The sequence below is a fragment of the Streptomyces afghaniensis genome (assembly GCF_044327915.1).
GTDB classification, from domain to species: Bacteria; Actinomycetota; Actinomycetes; order Streptomycetales; family Streptomycetaceae; genus Streptomyces; species Streptomyces afghaniensis.
The window spans coordinates 104813-121940 of sequence record NZ_JBIRGJ010000008.1 but is presented as its reverse complement, the minus strand read 5'-3'; the positions used below and the strand labels follow the sequence as shown (position 1 = coordinate 121940).

The following is a 17128-nucleotide window of genomic DNA, read 5'->3' as shown; positions in this document are numbered from 1 at the left end:
GGATACGTACGGTCAGTCCTTGAGCACCGGGAATTTCCGGGGCGCGAGGAACAGCAGCACCAGGAACGCCACCGCAGCCGCGCAGGACGCGCCCAGGTAGACGGCGTGCACCGCGTCGGCGATCGCCCGCCGGGTCGCCTCCGGCGCGGTGCCCGAACCGAGGGCCCGGGTCACCGAGTCGAGGTCGCCCGCACCGCCGAGCCGGGCGGCCAGCACCCCGTTGGCGACCGCGCCGAAGACCGCCGCGCCGATCGTCTGGCCGGTCTGGCGGCAGAAGAGCACGGACGCGGTCGTCGTGCCGCGCTCCGCCCATCCCACCGTCGACTGCACACCGACGATCAGCGGCAGCTGGAACAGTCCCAGCGCGGCACCGAGCAGCAGCATCAGCAGGGTCGGCTGCCAGGCCTGCCCGGGATAGGGCAGGAACGGGAACGCGAACAGGATCAGCGCGGCCGCTCCGATGCCCAGCATCGCGGTGTTGCGGAAGCCGATCCTGCGGTACACGTGCTGGCTCAGCGCCGCCGATACGGGCCAGCTCAACGTCCATACGGAGAGCACGAATCCGGCGGCCACCGGCGCGAGGCCCAGCACCGACTGGGCGTAGGTGGGCAGGAACACCGCCGGCGCCACCATCAGCAGGCCCAGCGCGCCCAGGGCGAGATTGACCGCGGCGATCGTACGGCGCCGCCACACCCAGCCCGGGATGACCGGCTCCGCCGCCCGGCGCTCCACCAGCACCACGACCGCGACCAGGGCAAGTCCCGTACCGAACAGGGCGAGTGAGGGCGCCGACAGCCACGGCCACGCCACCCCGCCCTGGACCAGGGCCGTGAGCAGCACACCGCCGCAGGCGAACACCGCGAGCGCGCCGGCCCAGTCCACGCGCGCGTGCCCGCCGCTTTCCCGCTGCGGCTCGTGGAGGTGACGGACGATCAGCCACAGCGCGACCGCGCCGATCGGCAGGTTGACCAGGAAGATCCAGCGCCAGTCCGCGTAGGCGGCGAGCACACCGCCGATACCCGGGCCGGCGACCGCCGAGACCGCCCACACCGTGGACAGCTTCGACTGGATCCTGGGGCGGTCCTTCAGCGGGTAGAGGTCGGCGGCGAGCGTCTGCACCGTGCCCTGGAGCGCACCACCGCCCAGCCCCTGCACGATGCGGAACGCGATGAGCGCCCCCATGTTCCAGGCCAGCGCGCACAGCAGGGAGCCGACGAGGAAGACCACCGAGCCCGCGACGAGGACCGGTTTGCGGCCGAAGGTGTCGGAGAGCTTGCCGTAGACGGGCAGGGTGACGGTCACGGCCAGCAGGTAGCCGGAGAACAGCCAGGAGAAGACGGAGAAACCGCCGAGGTCCCCGACGATCTGCGGGACGGCGGTCGAGACGATGGTGGCGTCGAGCGCCGCCAGCGCCATCGAGAGCATCAGCGCGGCGACGACCGCTCCGCGCCGGTCCGTCGCGGCGGGACGTGCGGCCTCACGTGCCGCGGAACTGGTGCTTCCCACCCCGGGTCCTCCCCCTCGCGTCTGCCTGCCCCCTGCACCTACCTGCCGCCCGACAGCTTCGCACTTGACCCTGACGCTGCGGGAGGGTGGAGCCTGAGTTGGCCGACGGGTGGAGGCAACCCTGAGACGGTCTCCACCCTTCGGTGGACTGCCCCTAGGGGTACCTCCGTACTACGACCTGGGGAGGGTTCGTACCGGCGGAGGACGAGACGTACGGGGGCCGGTCCTTAACCTGGCTTTACGCCGCCGGGGGGCGGGTTTGCACACCGGCGGGGGTGGGGTTTTCCACAGGAAAAGACTGCGCTGAGCACCAGGGCGCGGGACCCCTCCCCGCCGCGAGACTGAAGCGCGTCGGACGGATTCGTCGTCCGGCCTCGCGTACAGCGGCTGTCGATCAGGCGACCGCCTTCACCATCTGCTGACCGATATAGGAGACATACCGTGACATCGGCTGTGACCATTCCCAGGCACGGGGGTACTGGAGGGCGTACGGCCGTTGCCGCGCGGGCGCGGCAGGTCGTGAAGGCGTACGGGACCGGTGAGACCCGCGTCGTCGCCCTCGACCACGTCGACGTGGACATCGCACGCGGCCAGTTCACCGCGATCATGGGCCCCTCGGGGTCCGGCAAGTCCACGCTCATGCACTGCCTGGCCGGGCTCGACACCGTCACCGGCGGGCAGATCTACCTCGACGAGACCGAGATCACCGGCCTGAAGGACAAGAAGCTCACGCAGCTGCGCCGGGACCGGATCGGGTTCATCTTCCAGGCGTTCAACCTGCTGCCGACGCTCAACGCGATAGAGAACATCACGCTGCCCATGGACATCGCGGGCCGTAAGCCGGACAAGGCGTGGCTGACGCGGGTCGTGGAGACCGTGGGGCTCGCCGACCGGCTCAAGCACCGGCCCACCCAGCTGTCCGGCGGCCAGCAGCAGCGCGTCGCGGTGGCGCGGGCGCTGGCGGCCCGGCCCGAGATCATCTTCGGGGACGAGCCGACCGGAAACCTCGACTCGCGCGCCGGTGCCGAGGTGCTCGGCTTCCTGCGGCGGTCCGTGGACGAGCTGGGCCAGACCATCGTGATGGTCACGCACGACCCGGTCGCCGCCAGTTACGCGGACCGGGTGCTGTACCTCGCCGACGGCCGCATCGTCGACGAGATGTACAAGCCGACCGCGGAGGCCGTCCTCGACCGCATGAAGGACTTCGACGCCCGGGGGCGCACGTCATGACCGTCATGAAGACCTCGATGCGCAACTTCTTCGCGCACAAGGGACGCATGGCGCTCTCGGCGATCGCCGTCCTGCTGTCGGTGGCTTTCGTCTGCGGGACGCTCGTCTTCACGGACACCATGTCCACGACGTTCGACAAGCTCTTCGCGGCCACCTCTTCCGACGTCACGGTGAGTGCCAAGGGCGCCTCCGACAGCGGTGAGACGACCGCCGACAACGGCAAGCCGCCGGTCATGCCGGCCTCCGTGCTCGCAGAGGTGCGCAAGGCCGACGGTGTGAAGTCCGCCGAGGGCGCGGTGTTCTCCACCTCGGTGACGGTCGTCGACGGCGACAAGGACAACCTGTCGCCCTCCAGCGGCGCCCCGACGATCGTCGGCGGCTGGAACAGCAACGAAGCCCGCACCATGAAGATCACCTCCGGTGCGGCGCCCAAGGGCCCCGACCAGATCATGGTCGACGCCGACACGGCCGACAAGCACGACCTGAAGCTCGGTGACGAGATCGGCGTGATCAGCGCGGTCGGCACCCACGACGCGAAGATCTCCGGCATCGCCGACTTCACCGTCACCAACCCCGGCGCGGCGATCTTCTACCTCGACACCAGGACCGCCCAGCAGGCCCTGGTCGGCGAGACCGGCGTCTACACCAACGTCAACGTCACCGCGGCCTCCGGCGTCAGCGACGAGCAGCTGAAGAAGAACGTCGCGGCCGAACTGGGCGCCGGCTTCCAGGTGAAGACGGCCAAGGAGACCGCCGACGCCAACCAGAAGGACGTCGAGGGCTTCATGAACGTCATGAAGTACGCGATGCTCGGCTTCGCCGGGATCGCCTTCCTCGTCGGCATCTTCCTGATCATCAACACCTTCTCCATGCTGGTCGCCCAGCGCACCCGCGAGATCGGCCTGATGCGGGCGATCGGCTCCTCCCGCAAGCAGGTCAACCGCTCCGTGCTGGTCGAGGCGCTGCTGCTCGGCTTCGTCGGATCGGTGCTCGGCGTGGGCGCGGGCGTCGGCCTCGCGGTCGGTCTGATGAAGCTCATGGGCCAGATGGGCATGGAACTGTCCACCGACGACCTGACGGTGGCCTGGACGACCCCGGTGGTCGGTCTCGTCCTCGGTGTGGTCGTCACCGTCCTGGCCGCCTACCTGCCCGCCCGGCGCGCCGGCAAGATCTCCCCGATGGCCGCACTGCGCGACGCGGGAGCCCCCGCGGACGCCAGGGCCGGCTGGATCCGCGGTGTGATCGGCACGGTCCTCACCGGCGCCGGCGGTGCCGCCCTGTACCTGACGGCACAGGCCGACAAAGCCACCGAGGGCTCGCTCTGGCTCGGCCTCGGCGTGGTGCTGTCGCTGATCGGCTTCGTCGTCATCGGCCCGCTGCTCGCCGGCGGTGTGGTCCGCGTCCTCGGCGCCGTCCTGCTGCGGATGTTCGGCCCCGTCGGCCGCATGGCGGAGCGCAACGCCCTGCGCAACCCGCGCCGCACCGGCGCGACGGGCGCCGCGCTGATGATCGGCCTCGCCCTGGTGGCGTGCCTGTCCGTGGTCGGCTCCTCCATGGTGGCGTCCGCCACCGACCAGCTCGACAAGACCGTCGGCACGGACTTCATCATCCAGTCCGACAGCGGCCAGCTGATCACCCCGCAGGCCGTCAAGGCCGCGAAGTCGGCCTCGGACGTGGAGCGGGTCACCGAGTACAAGTGGACCAAGGCCGACTTCACCACCCCCGACGGCAAGACGCTCAAGGACACGGCGATCACGGCGGCCGACCCGTCGTACGCGACCGACCTGCGCACCGAGACGGTCGCCGGCAAGCTGCCCGACGCCTACAAGCCCGACTCGATGTCCGTCCACGAGAAGTTCGCCAAGGACCACCGCATCACCCTCGGCTCCACGATCAAGGTCGCCTTCAAGGACGGCTCCACGGCCGGCCTGACGGTCCGGGCGATCACCAGCAGTGACGTCGTGATCGACGCGGGCGCGATGTACACCTCCATCGCCACGATGGCCAAGTACGTCCCGGCCGACAAGATGCCGCTGGACTCGCTGCTCTTCGCCAGCGCCAAGGAGGGGCAGCAGGACGCCGCCTACAAGTCCCTGAAGTCGGCACTGCACGACTACCCGCAGTACACCGTGCGCGACCAGACCGACTACAAGGAAGCCCTGAAGGACCAGATCGGCCAGCTGCTCAACATGATCTACGGCCTGCTGGCCCTGGCGATCATCGTCGCCATCCTGGGCGTGGTGAACACCCTGGCCCTGTCGGTGGTGGAGCGCACCCGGGAGATCGGCCTGATGCGGGCGATCGGCCTCTCCCGCCGCCAGCTGCGCCGCATGATCCGCATGGAGTCGGTCGTCATCGCTCTCTTCGGCGCCCTGCTGGGCCTCGGACTGGGCATGGGCTGGGGCGCCACCGCACAGCAGCTTCTCGCCCTGGAGGGCCTGGGAGTCCTGGAGATCCCCTGGCCGACGATCACCGGCGTCTTCATCAGCTCGGCGTTCGTGGGACTGTTCGCGGCGCTCGTCCCGGCGTTCCGGGCGGGCCGGATGAACGTCCTGAACGCGATCGCGACCGAGTAGCCGCCCAAGGCCACCGCACACGGGGGTTGCGGAGGACGGGCCCGCCCCGGAGGTTTCCGCCTCCGGGGCGGGCCCGCTGCTCGGACAGGGTGGGAGCACCCGGTGTCAGCCCGCCGTCCGTCGCTCCAGGACCAGGTACCCGTGGGCCTTGCCCGCGACGGCGTACTCGGCGCCGGGGTGCAGCCGCCGGGCGTAGCCCACGGGGTCGCGGTACCTGCCGTCGATGTTCTCCAGGGCGATGTACTCGGGGGTGATGCCCTGGGTGCCGCCGAGCCAGAGGACCCGGCAGCGCGAGGTCAGGCGGCTGATCGGGCCGACGTTGGCCTCGACGGTGGCGCCGTCGGGGATCCGCGCCAGGAGCCGCTCGACGCCGGACACCGCGGCGGGCTCACGGTAGACGCCGGCCTGCGTGAGCTGCGCCAGCGGCAGCGAGGTGGTCAGCGCCAGGGCCGCCGCGGCGACGGCGGCCGGCAGCTGGGCGGCGTACGAGTTCAGCCACGGGCGGGGGCTCGTGCGCGCGGTCGTGAGGGCGTCGGCCAGGGCGAGGAAGACGACCGGCATCAGGACCGCGCTGTAGTGCCAGTCGGTGCCCCAGTAGTGCTCGTCCCCGGACAGGAAGCGCCAGCCGAGCGTCGGCAGGGCCACCAGCAGCAGCGGGGAGCGCAGGGCGAGCAGTCCGGTGGTGGGGATCAGCAGCCAGGCGAGGGTGCGCAGCTTGGTGCCGAGGCCGTCGGCGGGGCTGCCCGACTCGCTGACCTTGGTCCAGTAGTCGTAGGTCCCGGAGGTGTTGAACGCCGGGATGACCACGGTGAGGACGAGCAGCGTCGCCGCCACGCCGAACACCGCGGCACCGAGCGCGTACGGGACCGTCCGGGGCGACGAGCCGCGCGCCCGCCACGCGACGACGAGCGCGATCGCGGCCAGGGTCAGCCCCAGGTCCTCCTTCACCAGCACCAGGGGAAGCGCCCAGCACAGGGCCGCGCGCCGACGGTCCGCGAGCAGGGCCTCCAGGGAGAAGGCGATCAGCGGGACGGCGAAGCAGATCTCGTGGAAGTCGAAGTCGACGGCGCGCTGGAGACCCCAGGACAGTCCGTAGGCGAGGCCGAGCGCGAGACCGCGGCGGCGGCCGAGCAGCCGGGCGGCGGCGCGGGTGACCGGTACGGCGGACAGGGCGAAGAGCGCGGCCTGCGCGACCAGCAGCGTGACCGGCGAGGGAAACAGCCGGTACACCGGCGCGAGCAGGGCCGTCACCGGGCTGAAGTGGTCACCCAGGATGTCGAAGCCGGGCCCCTTGAGGTCGGCCACCGGCGCCCGCAGATGCGCGTACGCCCGCACGACCTGCTCGAAGATGCCGAGGTCCCAGGAGAGGGTCGTCATGTGCCGGTAACGGCCGACGGAGACGGCCGCGTAGGCGGCGCACAGGGCGGCGGCGAGGATCCACGGGTCCCACCGCGCGCGGTCCGGGTGCAGAGGGTCGCGGGGCAGGGCGACCGGCGTCGGTATGTGGGGCTCTGAGGCCTGGAGGGCGGGGGCAGGCATGCCGTGCCTTACGGGTGGGGGGTACCGCTCGGGGGACCGGACCGATCATGCCGTGGCGAAATCAACGGGTGGGGGTGATGTTGTGAAGGTTGGGCGGCCGATTCCCTCTTGACCCCGCACGCGCTTGACCGGAAGAGGCGTTGTCCACAGCCCCGCCGCGCGGACGCGCATCGTCGTACGCTGGAGACCCCCGGCCCGCGGCGCGCGTCGGGCCCGTCGTGTTGCCCACCCCTGGACGGAAAAATCCCCGAATGAGCCTGCACGGTCTGCTCGACGCCGTAACCAAGGACGCCGCCCTCGCGGAAGCGATCAACGCGGCCGCGGACGGCAACCGCATGCACGTCGACCTGGTCGGCCCCCCTGCGGCCCGCCCCTTCGCGGTCGCCGCCCTGGCCCGCGACACGGGCCGCCCGGTGCTGGCGGTGACGGCGACGGGCCGCGAGGCGGAGGACCTGGCCGCGGCCCTGCGCTCCCTCCTCCCGCCGGAGGGGATCGTGGAGTACCCGTCCTGGGAGACGCTCCCGCACGAGCGGCTCAGCCCCCGCAGCGACACCGTCGGCCGCCGTCTGGCCGTGCTGCGCCGCCTGGCCCACCCCCGCCCCGACGACCCCGAGACCGGCCCCGTCTCCGTCGTCGTGGCGCCCGTGCGGTCCGTGCTCCAGCCGCAGGTCAAGGGCCTCGGCGACCTGGAGCCGGTCGCCCTGAGGACGGGACAGAGCGCCGACCTGAACGAGATCGTCGACGCCCTCGCGGCCGCCGCCTACGCGCGCGTGGAGCTCGTCGAGAAGCGCGGCGAGTTCGCCGTCCGCGGCGGCATCCTCGACGTGTTCCCGCCCACCGAGGAACACCCCCTGCGCGTCGAGTTCTGGGGCGACGACGTCGAGGAGATCCGCTACTTCAAGGTCGCCGACCAGCGCTCCCTCGAAGTCGCCGAGCACGGCCTGTGGGCGCCGCCGTGCCGCGAGCTGCTGCTCACCGAGGACGTCCGCGCGCGTGCGCGCGCCCTGGCCGAGGAACACCCCGAGCTCGGTGAACTGCTCGGCAAGATCGCCGAGGGGATCGCGGTGGAGGGCATGGAGTCCCTCGCGCCGGTCCTCGTCGACGACATGGAGCTGCTGCTCGACGTGCTGCCCAAGGGCGCCATGGCCGTCGTGTGCGATCCGGAGCGGGTGCGCACGCGCGCGTCGGACCTGGTGGCCACGTCGCAGGAGTTCCTCCAGGCCTCCTGGGCGGCCACCGCCGGCGGCGGCGAGGCGCCCATCGACGTCGGCGCGGCCTCCCTGTGGTCCATCGCCGACGTCCGGGACCGGGCCCGCGAGCTGGACATGATGTGGTGGTCGGTGTCGCCGTTCGCCGCCGACGAGGAACTCGACGCGGACACCCTGAAGCTCGGCATGCACGCCCCGGAGACCTACCGCGGCGACACCGCCAAGGCCCTCGCCGACACCAAGGGCTGGCTCGCCGACGGCTGGCGCACGGTGTTCGTCACCGAGGCGCACGGCCCGGCCGCCCGTACGGTCGAGGTGCTGGGCGGCGAGGGCATCGCCGCCCGTCACGACACCGACCTGGCCGAGATCTCCCCGTCGGTCGTGCACGTGGCGTGCGGCTCGATCGAGCACGGCTTCGTCGACCCGGCCCTCCAACTAGCCGTACTGACCGAGACCGACCTGACGGGCCAGCGGGCGGCGGGCCGCGAGGGCGCCCGGATGCCGGCCCGCCGCCGCAAGACCATCGACCCGCTCACCCTGGAGCCGGGCGACTACATCGTCCACGAGCAGCACGGCGTCGGCCGCTACATCGAGATGGTGCAGCGCACCGTGCAGGGCGCGACCCGCGAGTACCTGGTCGTCGAGTACGCGCCCGCCAAGCGCGGCCAGCCCGGCGACCGCCTGTACATCCCCACCGACCAGCTGGAACAGATCACCAAGTACGTCGGCGGCGAGGCCCCCACCCTGCACCGCCTGGGCGGCGCGGACTGGACGAAGACCAAGGCCCGCGCCAAGAAGGCCGTCAAGGAGATCGCGGCCGACCTCATCAAGCTCTACAGCGCCCGCATGGCGGCCCCCGGTCACGCCTTCGGGTCGGACACCCCCTGGCAGCGCGAACTGGAGGACGCCTTCCCCTACGCGGAGACGCCCGACCAGCTCACCACCATCGCCGAGGTCAAGGAGGACATGGAGAAGTCGGTCCCGATGGACCGGCTGATCTGCGGCGACGTCGGCTACGGCAAGACCGAGATCGCGGTGCGGGCCGCCTTCAAGGCCGTCCAGGACGGCAAGCAGGTCGCCGTCCTGGTGCCCACGACCCTGCTGGTGCAGCAGCACTTCGGGACGTTCAGCGAGCGGTACGCGCAGTTCCCAGTGAGCGTCAAGGCACTGTCCCGCTTCCAGACCGACACCGAGGCCAAGGCGGTCCTGGAAGGCCTGCGCGAGGGCTCGGTGGACATCGTCATCGGCACCCACCGCCTGTTCTCGTCGGAGACCAAGTTCAAGGACCTGGGCCTGGTCATCGTCGACGAGGAGCAGCGCTTCGGCGTCGAGCACAAGGAGCAGCTGAAGAAGCTCCGCGCGAACGTCGATGTCCTGACGATGTCCGCCACCCCGATCCCCAGGACGCTGGAGATGGCGGTGACCGGCATCCGCGAGATGTCCACGATCACGACACCGCCGGAAGAACGGCACCCGGTGCTGACCTTCGTCGGCCCCTACGAGGAGAAGCAGATCGGCGCCGCCATCCGCCGCGAGCTGCTGCGCGAGGGCCAGGTCTTCTACATCCACAACCGCGTCGAGTCCATCGACCGGGCCGCCGCCCGGCTGCGCGAGATCGTCCCCGAGGCGCGCATCGCCACCGCCCACGGCCAGATGTCCGAGCAGGCGCTGGAGCAGGTCGTCGTCGACTTCTGGGAGAAGAAGTTCGACGTGCTGGTGTCCACGACCATCGTGGAGTCCGGCATCGACATCTCCAACGCCAACACCCTCATCGTGGAGCGCGGCGACACCTTCGGCCTGTCCCAGCTGCACCAGCTGCGCGGCCGGGTGGGCCGGGGCCGCGAGCGCGGGTACGCGTACTTCCTCTACCCGCCGGAGAAGCCGCTGACCGAGACCGCGCACGAGCGGCTGGCGACCATCGCCCAGCACACGGAGATGGGCGCCGGCATGTACGTGGCGATGAAGGACCTGGAGATCCGCGGCGCGGGCAACCTGCTCGGCGGCGAGCAGTCCGGCCACATCGCGGGCGTCGGCTTCGACCTGTACGTACGGATGGTCGGCGAGGCCGTCGCCGACTACCGCCGCCAGCTGGAGACCGGCGAGATCGAGGAGGAGCCGCCGCTCGAGGTCAAGATCGAGCTGCCCGTCGACGCGCACGTCCCGCACGACTACGCGCCCGGCGAGCGGCTCCGGCTCCAGGCGTACCGCGCCATCGCCTCCGCCAACACGGAGGAGGACGTCAAGGCCGTACGCGAGGAACTCGTCGACCGCTACGGCAAGCTGCCCGAGCCCGTGGAGAACCTGCTGCTCGTGGCCGGACTGCGGATGCTCGCGCGGGCGTGCGGCGTCGGTGAGATCGTGCTCCAGGGCACCAACATCCGGTTCGCACCCGTGGAGTTGCGCGAGTCGCAGGAGCTGCGGGTCAAGCGGCTGTACCCCGGAGTCGTCATCAAGCCGGCCGTGCACCAGGTGCTGGTACCGCGCCCGAAGACCGCGAAGGTCGGCGGGAAGCCGCTGGTCGGGCGCGATCTGCTGGCGTGGGTCGGGGAGTTCCTGACGTCGGTGCTGGGCTCCTGACGCCGACGTTCTGTCAGGCCACCGGTCGCACGCGTGCGCCGGTGGCCTCGCGCAGGGCCGCCGCCAGCCGGTCGCGGACCGCGACCTGCGCGGCGATGCGCGCGTCCAGCACCGCGAGCCGGCCGGCGGCGACCCGGAGCGCCTCCTCGGAGGCGGGCCCGGCCGTGACGTCGCCGCCGTCCAGGCACGGCAGGAACACCCGTACGTCGTCGAGCGTCAGGCCCACGTCCAGCAGCCGGCGGACGTTGCGGACGCGGACGGCCGTACCGGCGTCGTACAGGCGGTAGCCGTTCGCTGCGCGTCGCGAGGCGATGAACCCCGCCTGTTCGTAGTGGCGCAGGGCGCGCGGCGTCGTGCCGGTCGCCTCGGCGAGTTCACCGATCCGCATACGTCGTTCCGCCATGCGCGTCAGTCTCATGCGACGACCGCGCCGCCGTCCACCGGGAGGATCACACCGGTGACGAACGACGCCTGCGGGGAGGCCAGTTGCGCGATCGCCCACGCCACCTCCGCGGGGCGTCCGACCTGGCCGAGCGGCGTGTGCGCGAGCTGCCACGCGCGGATCGCGGCCTGCTGCTCCGGGGTGTGGCCCGAGTGCTCGCCGATCGGTGTGTCGATCGCTCCCGGCGCCACGGCGGCGACCCGGATCCCCAGCGGGGCGAGTTCGACCGCCCAGCTGCGCGTGAGCACCTCCAGGGCCGCCTTCCCGGCCGCGTACAGGGAGTTGCCCGGCCAGGCGCGCTGCCCGACGGACGTCGTCACGTTCACGATCACGCCACGGCTGTCCTGGAGAGCCGGGAGCGCGGCCTGCACGAGCAGGACGGGAGCGAGGAGGTTCGTCGCGAGCAGGGTCTCGGCGGCGGCACGCGTGTAGGTACGCAGGGACTGGGAGTTGACGATGCCCGCGTTGTTCACGAGCACGTCGATGCGGCCGTGCCGGTCCAGTGCCGTACGGACGATGGTCTCGGGGCCGTCGGCGGCCGTGATGTCCGCGACGAGCGGGCTGATGCGGGCCGGGTCGTGAGCGGCGGTCTCGGCGAGGGGCGCCGCACGGCGGCCCACCGCCACGACCTGGGAGCCCTCGTCGGCGAACGCGTGGGCGGTGGCCCGGCCGATGCCGGTACCGGCGCCGGTGACAAGAACAGTGCGCGGGGTCTTCGAATGCGGGGATGCCATGCGGAGATGGTCGGACCCTGACGTCAGTGTCAGGGTCAAGCGAAGCCGCCCGCAGGAGCTGTCTCACCGCGGACGGCCTCTGAGGGTGGAGGCCTTACTGCTGGTCGGGCCGTTCGCGGTCGCGGTCGCGGTCCATGCCGAGCGATCCCTCTACCCGCTGCTGCCCGGCGTCGACCTGGTCCTCGTACTTGCCGCCGGTCCTCTCGTTCATCTTCTGTTCCGCGGAGTCGGAGCGATGCCTGCCCTTGCTCCGTGCCTGGCTCTTGAACTTGTCGAAGATGCCCATTCAGAAAACTCCCTCCGGAGGTGACTCAGAACCGACGATACGCGCGGCATGCGAGGAATGCCCGTTTAGATCCGATGTGGTCTGGACCTCTCCCTCGCTACCGTGGTGACCAGGCACACGCCGCCCGTGCGGAGGCGGAACAGGCAAGCAGGGAGGGGCGCACGGTGAGGCGTCTGAGGGGCGGGGCGGCACTGGCCGTCGCGATGATGTTCGCGGGTTCGGCGCTGGCCGGCTGTGAAGGCCTGACCCCGCCCGCGGACGGCGGCGGACCCTCGGGTTCCGGCGTGCCGGCGGCCGGTGACGGACGGGCCGTGAGCCCGCTGGACAACCCGGACGGCACGAAGCCGGGCCTGGCGGCGATCACCTCCACCGAGGACAAGGCGCGGGCCCGTGCCGTCATCGAGAAGGTGGAGACGAAGGGGCGCGGGCCCAGGACCGGCTACGACCGGGACGAGTTCGGCTACGCCTGGATGGACTCGGCACCGGCCGACGTCCCCTTCGCCCGCAACGGGTGCGACTCACGCAACGACCTCCTCAAACGCGACGGGGAGGACCTTCGCTTCCGGTCGGGCTCGGACTGCGTCGTCATGTCGATGACGCTGCACGACCCGTACACCGGCAAGGTCATCGAGTGGACCAAGTCCCGTGCGACGAAGGTCCAGATAGACCACGTCATGCCGCTGTCCTACGACTGGCAGATGGGCGCCTCGCGCTGGACGAAGGACAAGCGGGAGGCCATCGCCAACGACCCGCTCAACCTCGTCCCGGTGGACGGGCGGACCAACGGCTCGAAGGGCGACTCCGGTCCGGCGTCCTGGCTGCCTCCGAACAAGCGGATCCGCTGCGCCTATGCGGTGCGCTTCGCCCAGGTGTCGCTGAAGTACGCGCTTCCCGTCACGGCGGCGGACAAGCGGATGATGCTGGAGCAGTGCGGCGGCTGACACGGCACCGGACCGCCGATGCGGCTGCCGCTCGGCCGGAAAGCCCTTTCCAAACTCCGATCCGGTGTGCTGAGGTGACGGATGAGGTCGCTGAACGAGTGACGTGTGCCCGATCGGGGAGTGCCGGATGCCGAGTGGACTCGTCGCGCTGGCGCTCGGTGGGTTCGGCATCGGTCTGACCGAGTTCCTCATCGCCGGGCTGCTGCCCCAGGTGGCGTCGAGTTTCACGGTGTCCGAGGCGGCTGCGGGCTGGCTGATCTCCGGGTACGCGCTGAGTGTCGCGGTGGGAGCGATCGCGCTGACCGCGGCGACGGCACGGCTGCCCCGCAAGCAGGTCCTGGTCGGCCTGGTGGCGTTGTTCGTCCTCGGGAACCTGCTCTCCGCCATCGCGCCGGACTACCCGGTGATGCTGCTCGGGCGGATCGTCGCCGCGTTGTGCCACGGTTCGTTCTTCGGTATCGGCTCTCTGGTCGCGCGCAGTCTGGTGGCGCCGGAGAAGAAGTCCCAGGCCGTGGCGATCATGTTCGCCGGACTGACGGTGGCGAACGTGCTGGGCGTGCCGTTCGGCGCGCTGCTCGGTGAGCGCTGGGGCTGGCGGGCGGCGTTCTGGGCGGTCACCGCGATCGGCGTACTGGCACTGGCGGGAATCGCCGCGCTGGTGCCGGCGTCGCCCCGACCGGCCACTGGGGCAGGCGAGCCGGACCCGGACCCGGTCCCGCCCAGCGGCCTGCGGGCGCAGGTGCGGGCCTTCCGGTCCTGGCAGGTCTGGCTGACCCTGGCGGCCACCGCGCTCAGCTACGGCGGGATGTTCGGTGCGTTCAGCTACATCGCCTACACCTTCACGGAGGTCAGCGGCTTCGCCTCGGCGGACGTCGCTTGGCTGCTGATGGTCTACGGCGTCGGACTCGTCGTCGGCAACCTGGTCGGCGGGCGCGCCGCCGACCGCGACCGTGACCGTGCCCTGGTCCTCTCCCTGCTCGGACTCACCCTCACCCTGGCCCTGTTCGGGCTGCTGGCCGGCAGCGCGACCGCCTCCGTCGTGCTGGTGTTCGTGATGGGGGTGACGGGGTTCGCCAGTGTGCCCGGGATGATCACGCGTGTCACCGACTTCGCGCACGGGGCGGCACTGGCCGCCAGCGCCAACGTGTCCGCGTCCAACGTCGGCAACGCCCTCGGCGCCTGGCTCGGAGGCCTGGCCATCACCGCGGGCCTGGGCTACACCTCACCGCTCTACGTCGGTGCCGGCATCGCCCTGCTGTCCACGGTCGTCATGGTCATCGCCGCACGGCAGGCCAGGTCTTCGCAGGTGGCGGACCGTGTCCCCACGCGGTAATTCGGTTCCGGCCGTGCCGCCGCACGCTTACCGTGGCCGCATGCAGCCGAAGATATCGAGCCTCGCCGACCGCCCGGACATGCTGGGGCGGGTCGTCGGGATGGCGGACAGCTGGCCGGAGTTCGCGATCCAGGACCTCGTCGGTGCCGCGCACTTCCCGCGGATCGCCGCCGAACTCCCGGAGTACGTCCTGTTCGCCGAGGACGAGCAGGGCGAGGTCGTCGCGAACGGCTTCAGCGTGCCCTTCGCCCTGAAGGCCGAGGGCCGTGGTCAACTGCCCGCGAACGGCTGGGACACGGTCCTCGTGTGGGCGTTCTCCGACCTGCGCCGCGGGGTCCGCCCCGACACCGTCAGCGCGATCTCGATCTCCGTCGCCCCGCACGCCCAGGGCAGCGGCCTGTCCGGGGCGATGCTCTCGGCCATGCGCGACAACGCCCGGGCGCGCGGCTTCCGGGAGGTCGTCGCCCCGGTCCGCCCCAACGCCAAGCACCTGGAACCGCACACGCCCATCGAGGAGTACGCGCACCGGGTCCGCCCCGACGGCCTGCCCCAGGACCCGTGGCTGCGGGTCCACGCCCGGGCCGGTGCCACGATCGACTCCGTGGCACCGGCGTCCATGACGGTGGCCGCCTCACTGGCGGACTGGCGCCGCTGGACGGGGCTGCCCTTCGACACCCGGGGCGACGTCGAGGTGCCCGGCGCCCTGGTGCCGGTGCGCTGCGAGCCGGAGCGCGGGTACGCGGTGTACGTCGAGCCCAACGTGTGGATGCGGCATTCCCTGTGACCAGGTGGGGCCCGCCACCGCGGCGAGTCCGGGAGCGGGCTCGACGCCCAGCGCACTTCATCGCACCGGTGATCCCCAGACCCGAAGACCCGGGAGGGAACCGCGCCGACCCCCCGAACACGGTTCCCCTCCCGGCACGGCCCGCGCGGCGGTGCCGGAAGTCCCGGTGAATCGTTGGTCGAATGGGTTGGCCAGAGCCTGGCCACTGCCTACCATCGATCACCGCAAGACCTTGTGCACCGTCGCACAATCTCCTCGGGAGGTCTCCTTGCACCGCCGCCGTCGCACCGCGCTCGTCCTCACCGCCGCGATCGCCGCTGCGGCGCCCCTTCTCACCGCCTGCGGCAACGACGCGCATCCCGGCGCGGCGGCCGTGGTGGGCGGCCAGCGGATCACCGTCTCCCAGCTGGAGGAACGGGTCGGCGAGGTGCGCGCGGCCCAGCGGGCGGCCGTGCGGGACGACGCCCAGTACCAGCAGGCCATCGCCGGGACCGGCACGCTCACCCGCGACACCCTGCACACCATGATCCTCGACCGGGTGCTGCACCGCGCCGCCCAGGACGCCGGTGTGACCGTCACCCGCAGAGAGATCCAGGAGATGCGGTCCGGGCTCGAGGAGCAGGCCGGCGGCGCCAAGGCACTGGAGACCACCTGGCTCCAGCAGTACGGAATCCCGCCGGAGCGCCTCGAGGAGAACCTCCGCCTCCAGCTGGAGGCCCAGAAGCTCGCCCGGAAACTCGGCACCGACACCAACCGTCCAGAGTTCTGGAAGGCCCTGTCCGAGGCCTCCAAGGACCTGAACGTCGACCTCAACCCGCGCTACGGCACCTGGGACGTCCAGAAGAGCAGCCGCGCCGACGCGAAGACGCCGTGGGTGCGGGACGTGTCGGCGGCGCAGGCGCAGGCGCAGCGGAACATGTAGGGCGTCTGTCCCCGGAGGCACGGGGATGACGTCCGGGGCTGTCGGCGGCGTGGGATAGCTTCGAATCGTGAACGCCAACAGCCCCGAAGCCACCGGCCGCATCGTCCTGCTCACGACCAGCCACCGCGTCGCCCCCGGCCTGCTGTCCTGGCCCGCCTGGCAGGCACTGCACGCGGCCGACCAGGTGCTGTGCGCGGACGGCGCGCACCCGCAGCTGCCGTATCTGCGCGAGGCGGGGATCACCGTCGACGAGGCGGCCCCGACGGCCGAGCAGCTGGTCGACGCCTGCGCCGGCGGCCGCACGGTGGTCGTCGTGGCGACGGGCGAGGGCGAGCCGGCCCTGACGGACGGCCTGGCCCGCCTCGCCGGCACCGGCCGTGTCGCCATGCCCGAGCTGGAGCTGCTCCCCGCCTCCTACGACCTGCCGGGCGCCCGCCTCCTCGATCTCGTCCAGGTCATGGACCGTATCCGCGCCGAATGCCCGTGGTCGTCCCAGCAGACCCACAAGGGTCTGGCCAAGTACGGCATCGAGGAGGCGTACGAGCTCGTCGAGGCGATCGAGGAGGGCGACCGCGACGAGCTGCGCGAGGAGCTCGGTGACGTGCTCCTCCAGGTCGTCTTCCACGCCCGGATCGCCGAGGAGGGCAGCCCGGAGGACGGGGCTAATCCCTTCTCCATCGACGACGTCGCCGCCGGCATCGTCGCCAAGCTGATTCACCGCCACCCGCACGTCTTCGGCGAAGAGACGGCAACCACGCCCGAGGAGGTCAAGGCGCACTGGCTGCGCACCAAGGCGGTCGAGAAGCAGCGCACCTCGATCACCGAGGGCATCCCTCTTGGCCAGCCCGGCCTGGCCCTCGCCGCCAAGCTGGCGTCCCGGGCCCGCACCGCCGGCCTGGACATACCGCTCCCGCCGGTGGAGGGCATCGGCTACGACCTGCTGGCTCTGGCCGTCCGTGCGGAGGCGGAGGGCGTCGACCCGGAGGCGGCCCTGCGAGCGGCGGCCCGCGCGTACCGGGACGCGATCAGGGAGGCGGAGCAGGGCTGAGA

General features: G+C 71.5%; 13 protein-coding genes. 8 read left to right on the top strand and 5 right to left on the bottom strand.

What is annotated here, in order from left to right; translation table 11 throughout:
• Positions 1-12 precede the first annotated feature (12 nt).
• Positions 13-1506 carry an MFS transporter gene (locus tag ACH4G3_RS29330; protein WP_397627327.1) on the bottom strand — a complete coding sequence of 498 codons (1494 nt, stop codon included), beginning with the start codon at positions 1504-1506 and terminating at the stop codon, positions 13-15.
• A gap of 441 nt (positions 1507-1947) precedes the next feature.
• Here ACH4G3_RS29330 and ACH4G3_RS29325 point away from each other — a divergent pair, with 441 nt between their 5' ends.
• Together ACH4G3_RS29325 and ACH4G3_RS29320 are read left to right on the top strand one after the other, a co-directional pair.
• Positions 1948-2736: an ABC transporter ATP-binding protein gene (locus tag ACH4G3_RS29325; RefSeq protein ID WP_397627326.1), complete on the top strand. Its 789-nt coding sequence runs from the start codon at positions 1948-1950 to the stop codon at positions 2734-2736.
• Positions 2733-5312 (top strand): ABC transporter permease, encoded by a 2580-nt coding sequence (locus ACH4G3_RS29320; RefSeq protein ID WP_397627325.1) that lies wholly within the window; start codon positions 2733-2735, stop codon positions 5310-5312. Before ACH4G3_RS29325 ends, ACH4G3_RS29320 begins: the two co-directional genes overlap by 4 nt.
• 105 nt (positions 5313-5417) lie before the next feature.
• Here ACH4G3_RS29320 and ACH4G3_RS29315 read toward each other — a convergent pair whose 3' ends face one another.
• Complete coding sequence (locus tag ACH4G3_RS29315; protein ID WP_397627324.1) at positions 5418-6851, bottom strand: DUF2079 domain-containing protein; 1434 nt, start codon at positions 6849-6851, stop codon at positions 5418-5420.
• Between the two features lie 251 nt (positions 6852-7102).
• Here ACH4G3_RS29315 and mfd point away from each other — a divergent pair, with 251 nt between their 5' ends.
• The gene (gene mfd, locus ACH4G3_RS29310) at positions 7103-10636 is read left to right on the top strand and encodes a transcription-repair coupling factor (protein ID WP_397627323.1); all 3534 of its coding nucleotides are present in this window, start codon (positions 7103-7105) and stop codon (positions 10634-10636) included.
• A 13-nt stretch (positions 10637-10649) separates the two neighbouring features.
• On the opposite strand, the gene ACH4G3_RS29305 is transcribed toward mfd, so the two are convergent.
• From ACH4G3_RS29305 to ACH4G3_RS29295, 3 genes are all read right to left on the bottom strand, one after another.
• On the bottom strand, positions 10650-11024 hold the full coding sequence (locus tag ACH4G3_RS29305) for a MerR family transcriptional regulator (protein ID WP_397627766.1): 375 nt from the start codon (positions 11022-11024) through the stop codon (positions 10650-10652).
• 26 nt (positions 11025-11050) lie between these two features.
• Complete coding sequence (locus ACH4G3_RS29300) at positions 11051-11812, bottom strand: SDR family NAD(P)-dependent oxidoreductase (protein ID WP_397627322.1); 762 nt, start codon at positions 11810-11812, stop codon at positions 11051-11053.
• Positions 11813-11906: 94 nt separating this feature from the next.
• A complete protein-coding gene (locus tag ACH4G3_RS29295) occupies positions 11907-12098 on the bottom strand; it encodes an Rv0909 family putative TA system antitoxin (RefSeq protein ID WP_397627321.1) in 192 nt (63 codons plus the stop codon).
• A gap of 164 nt (positions 12099-12262) precedes the next feature.
• Between ACH4G3_RS29295 and ACH4G3_RS29290 the strand changes: the two genes are divergently transcribed.
• From ACH4G3_RS29290 to ACH4G3_RS29270, 5 genes are all read left to right on the top strand, one after another.
• A complete protein-coding gene (locus ACH4G3_RS29290) occupies positions 12263-13039 on the top strand; it encodes an HNH endonuclease family protein (protein ID WP_397627320.1) in 777 nt (258 codons plus the stop codon).
• Between the two features lie 127 nt (positions 13040-13166).
• Positions 13167-14372 carry an MFS transporter gene (locus ACH4G3_RS29285; protein ID WP_397627319.1) on the top strand — a complete coding sequence of 402 codons (1206 nt, stop codon included), beginning with the start codon at positions 13167-13169 and terminating at the stop codon, positions 14370-14372.
• Positions 14373-14412: 40 nt separating this feature from the next.
• Positions 14413-15156 (top strand): GNAT family N-acetyltransferase, encoded by a 744-nt coding sequence (locus tag ACH4G3_RS29280; RefSeq protein ID WP_397627318.1) that lies wholly within the window; start codon positions 14413-14415, stop codon positions 15154-15156.
• Positions 15157-15424: 268 nt separating this feature from the next.
• On the top strand, positions 15425-16078 hold the full coding sequence (locus ACH4G3_RS29275) for a SurA N-terminal domain-containing protein (RefSeq protein WP_397627317.1): 654 nt from the start codon (positions 15425-15427) through the stop codon (positions 16076-16078).
• Between the two features lie 67 nt (positions 16079-16145).
• A complete protein-coding gene (locus ACH4G3_RS29270; RefSeq protein ID WP_397627316.1) occupies positions 16146-17126 on the top strand; it encodes a nucleoside triphosphate pyrophosphohydrolase in 981 nt (326 codons plus the stop codon).
• Positions 17127-17128 lie beyond the last annotated feature (2 nt).

Bases quoted from the DNA above. Each gene is read 5' to 3' on its own strand.
- ACH4G3_RS29320 (WP_397627325.1), top strand. From the start codon at position 2,733: ATGACCGTCATGAAGACCTCGATGCGCAACTTCTTCGCGCACAAGGGA.
- ACH4G3_RS29315 (WP_397627324.1), bottom strand. From the start codon at position 6,851: ATGCCTGCCCCCGCCCTCCAGGCCTCAGAGCCCCACATACCGACGCCG.
- mfd (WP_397627323.1), top strand. From the start codon at position 7,103: ATGAGCCTGCACGGTCTGCTCGACGCCGTAACCAAGGACGCCGCCCTC.
- ACH4G3_RS29305 (WP_397627766.1), bottom strand. From the start codon at position 11,024: ATGCGGATCGGTGAACTCGCCGAGGCGACCGGCACGACGCCGCGCGCC.
- ACH4G3_RS29300 (WP_397627322.1), bottom strand. From the start codon at position 11,812: ATGGCATCCCCGCATTCGAAGACCCCGCGCACTGTTCTTGTCACCGGC.
- ACH4G3_RS29295 (WP_397627321.1), bottom strand. From the start codon at position 12,098: ATGGGCATCTTCGACAAGTTCAAGAGCCAGGCACGGAGCAAGGGCAGG.
- ACH4G3_RS29285 (WP_397627319.1), top strand. From the start codon at position 13,167: ATGCCGAGTGGACTCGTCGCGCTGGCGCTCGGTGGGTTCGGCATCGGT.
- ACH4G3_RS29280 (WP_397627318.1), top strand. From the start codon at position 14,413: ATGCAGCCGAAGATATCGAGCCTCGCCGACCGCCCGGACATGCTGGGG.